Origin of the sequence: Alkalimonas sp. (assembly GCF_020831925.1) — a bacterium.
Lineage (GTDB): Bacteria > Pseudomonadota > Gammaproteobacteria > Enterobacterales > Alteromonadaceae > Alkalimonas.
In genome coordinates this window covers 1-3,263 of the sequence record NZ_JAFIFQ010000117.1, presented here as the reverse complement: position 1 = coordinate 3,263, position 3,263 = coordinate 1, and the positions used below count along the sequence as shown (strand labels likewise).

At 49.9% G+C, this 3,263-nt stretch carries 6 protein-coding genes; all 6 read left to right on the top strand.

Annotated elements, in window-relative coordinates; translation table 11 throughout:
- Positions 1-23 precede the first annotated feature (23 nt).
- Positions 24-557 carry a 50S ribosomal protein L6 gene (rplF, locus tag JJU14_RS16440; protein WP_228614800.1) on the top strand — a complete coding sequence of 178 codons (534 nt, stop codon included), beginning with the start codon at positions 24-26 and terminating at the stop codon, positions 555-557.
- Positions 558-566: 9 nt separating this feature from the next.
- Positions 567-917: a 50S ribosomal protein L18 gene (gene rplR / locus JJU14_RS16435; RefSeq protein ID WP_228614799.1), complete on the top strand. Its 351-nt coding sequence runs from the start codon at positions 567-569 to the stop codon at positions 915-917.
- A gap of 9 nt (positions 918-926) precedes the next feature.
- Positions 927-1,430: a 30S ribosomal protein S5 gene (gene rpsE / locus JJU14_RS16430; protein ID WP_091344867.1), complete on the top strand. Its 504-nt coding sequence runs from the start codon at positions 927-929 to the stop codon at positions 1,428-1,430.
- 6 nt (positions 1,431-1,436) lie between these two features.
- Positions 1,437-1,619 carry a 50S ribosomal protein L30 gene (rpmD, locus tag JJU14_RS16425; protein WP_228614798.1) on the top strand — a complete coding sequence of 61 codons (183 nt, stop codon included), beginning with the start codon at positions 1,437-1,439 and terminating at the stop codon, positions 1,617-1,619.
- A 3-nt stretch (positions 1,620-1,622) separates the two neighbouring features.
- On the top strand, positions 1,623-2,057 hold the full coding sequence (gene rplO / locus JJU14_RS16420) for a 50S ribosomal protein L15 (protein WP_091344869.1): 435 nt from the start codon (positions 1,623-1,625) through the stop codon (positions 2,055-2,057).
- A gap of 17 nt (positions 2,058-2,074) precedes the next feature.
- Positions 2,075-3,263: preprotein translocase subunit SecY (gene secY / locus JJU14_RS16415; protein ID WP_228614797.1), on the top strand; the 1,189-nt coding region annotated here is incomplete at its 3' end.

Here is a 3,263-nt window from a genome sequence, read left to right as displayed (position 1 = left end):
GTAGCGTAACGGAGGGGTAATCTATGTCTCGTGTAGCAAAAGCCCCCATTGCTATCCCAGCTGGTGTTCAGGTTAGCCTGAATGGCCAGACAGTAGCAGTCAAGGGTAAAAACGGCGAGTTGACAGTTGATGTCAATCCAGCGGTTGAAATTGTAATTGACGGTGATGTGGTACGTACCACAGCACGTGAAGGTTTCGCTAACGCTATCGCACAAGCAGGTACTGCCCGCGCTCTGATCAACAACCTGGTGGCTGGTGTCACTGAAGGTTTCACGCGCAAGCTGGAACTGGTGGGTGTTGGTTACCGTGCTAAAACCGAAGGCAAAGTGCTGAACATGAACCTGGGTTTCTCACACCCGATCAACTTCGCAATTCCGGAAGGGATCACCATTGAGACCCCAAGCCAAACTGAAGTCGTTGTCAAAGGCAGCGATAAGCAGTTGGTTGGTCAGGTTGCTGCGAACATCCGTGCGTACCGTAAACCAGAGCCTTACAAAGGCAAAGGTGTTCGTTACGCTGATGAAAACGTGCGTCGCAAAGAAGCCAAGAAAAAGTAGGGTAGGAAGATGGATAAGAAACTTGCTCGTCTGCGTCGTGCCAAGCGTGTACGCAGAACTATTATCGAACAAGGGGCGAATCGCCTGGTTGTGCATCGTACGCCACGTCACATCTATGCCCAGCTGATCGCACCTAATGCTGAAGTGATCGCGGCTGCGTCCTCTGTTGAGAACGCCATCCGTGAATCGTTAAAGTACACAGGTAACGTCGATGCAGCAGCCGCTGTAGGTAAAGCTGTCGCTGAGCGTGCAGTTGCCAAAGGCGTAACCGCTTGTGCTTTTGATCGTAGCGGCTTCCGGTATCATGGTCGCGTGAAAGCTTTAGCAGACGCGGCGCGTGAAGCCGGTCTTCAGTTCTAGGAGTAGCACATGGCTAACGAAGAAGTGAAACAACAATCTGATTTGCAAGAAAAGCTGGTTGCTGTAAACCGCGTTTCCAAAGTTGTGAAAGGTGGTCGTATTTTCAGCTTCACAGCTCTGACTGTAGTCGGTGACGGCAATGGCCGTGTAGGTTACGGTTACGGCAAAGCGCGCGAAGTTCCTGCTGCCATTCAAAAGGCAATGGAAAAAGCGCGTCGTAACATGACTCAGGTAGAATTGAATGGTCATACTTTGCATCACCCAACTCGTGGTGTGCATTCTGGCTCCAATGTCTACATGCAGCCGGCCTCTGAAGGTACCGGTTTGATCGCGGGTGGTGCCATGCGTGCAGTACTGGAAGTAGCAGGTGTTCAAAACATCCTGTCCAAGTGCTACGGCTCTACCAACCCAATCAACGTAGTTCGCGCCACTATCGACGCTTTGGCTTCTGTGAAGTCACCAGCTCAGGTAGCTGCCAAGCGTGGCCTGCGCGTGGACGATATTCTGGGGTAATCTGCCATGGCTAAAAAGACAGTGAAAGTAACTCAGACCAAGTCCAGCATTGGTCGCTTGCCAAAACACAAAGCTTCGCTGCGTGGTTTGGGTCTGCGTCGTATTGGACACACGGTTGAATTAGAAGACACACCATCGGTTCGCGGCATGATCAATGCTGTGTACTACATGGTTCAAGTGGAGGAGTAAGCGATGTTTTTAAATACACTCTCTCCTGCAGCTGGCGCCAAAAAAGAGAAGAAGCGTCTGGGCCGTGGTATCGGTTCAGGCCTGGGTAAAACCGGTGGCCGTGGTCACAAAGGTTTGAAATCCCGCTCTGGCGGTTCAGTTCGTCCAGGCTTTGAAGGCGGTCAAATGCCTTTGAAACAGCGTTTGCCTAAATTCGGCTTTACTTCGCGTAAGTCGTTGGTTACCGCTGAAGTCCGTCTGCACGAGCTGACAAAAGTTGAAGGTGATGTGGTTGATCTGAGCACCCTGATGGATGCAAACATCATCCCACGCACCACCAAATTTGCTAAAGTGGTTCTGTCCGGCGAAGTGACACGCCCGTTGACCGTCAAAGGTTTGCGTGTGTCCAAAGGCGCTCGTTCAGCCATTGAAGCTGCTGGTGGAAAAGTCGAAGAATAATAAAAGGATAGTACGTAATGGCTAAACCAGGTTCGGACTTAAAAAGTAAAGGCAGTTTTGGCGAGCTGAAAGCGCGCTTGCTGTTTGTACTTTTAGCCATAGTCGTTTTTCGACTTGGAACTTTTGTGCCAATTCCTGGAATTGACGCCGCCGTGCTAGCTCAGTTATTCGAGCAACAACGAGGCACCATCGTTGAAATGTTTAACATGTTCAGCGGTGGTGCACTTGAGCGTGCCTCTGTATTTGCGCTTGGCATTATGCCCTACATTTCAGCATCCATTATCGTGCAGCTATTGACGGTAGTTCATCCGCATCTGGCGGAGCTGAAAAAAGAAGGTGAAGCCGGTAAGCGCAAAATTCAGCAGTACACACGCTATGGTACCCTTGCATTGGCAACGCTGCAGTCGATTGGTATTGCAACCGGTTTGCCGAATATGATGCCGGGTCTGGTGATTAACCCAGGCTTTGCGTTTTATTTTACTGCGGTGGTCAGTCTGGTTACCGGCACCATGTTCCTGATGTGGTTAGGTGAGCAGATTACTGAGCGTGGTATTGGGAATGGTATTTCGTTGCTGATCTTTGCAGGTATCGTTGCTGGACTGCCATCTGCTGTAGGTGGCACCATCGAGCAAGCTCGACAGGGCGATTTGCACTTTTTATTACTGGTCGCGATCGTTGTGATTGTGGTGGCTATTACGACCTTTGTGGTGTTCTTTGAACGCGGACAACGTCGTATCGTGGTAAACTATGCCAAGCGTCAGCAGGGCCGTCAGGTCTTCGCCGCGCAAAGCAGCCATTTACCATTAAAAGTCAATATGGCCGGGGTTATCCCGCCCATTTTCGCATCAAGCATCATTTTGTTCCCAGGCACAATTGCTACCTGGTTTGGTACTGGTGAAGGCGTGGTTGCTAACTTCCTGCAGGAATTGGCGTTAACCTTGTCTCCGGGTCAGCCGCTATACATTATGTTGTATGCTGCTGCCATTATTTTCTTCTGTTTCTTCTATACTGCGTTGGTATTTAACCCACGTGATACAGCCGATAACCTGAAGAAATCCGGTGCTTTTATTCCTGGTATTCGTCCGGGTGAACAAACGTCCAGATACATCGATAAAGTAATGACTCGCCTGACATTGGCAGGTGCTTTGTATATTACCTTTATCTGTTTAGTACCCGAGTTCATGATGGTTGCATGGAATGTGCAAT

What these genes read in the sequence shown, in the direction of transcription:
- rplF (WP_228614800.1), top strand. Translation starts at nt 24, where the DNA reads ATGTCTCGTGTAGCAAAAGCCCCCATTGCTATCCCAGCTGGTGTTCAG.
- rplR (WP_228614799.1), top strand. Translation starts at nt 567, where the DNA reads ATGGATAAGAAACTTGCTCGTCTGCGTCGTGCCAAGCGTGTACGCAGA.
- rpmD (WP_228614798.1), top strand. Translation starts at nt 1,437, where the DNA reads ATGGCTAAAAAGACAGTGAAAGTAACTCAGACCAAGTCCAGCATTGGT.
- rpsE (WP_091344867.1), top strand. Translation starts at nt 927, where the DNA reads ATGGCTAACGAAGAAGTGAAACAACAATCTGATTTGCAAGAAAAGCTG.
- rplO (WP_091344869.1), top strand. Translation starts at nt 1,623, where the DNA reads ATGTTTTTAAATACACTCTCTCCTGCAGCTGGCGCCAAAAAAGAGAAG.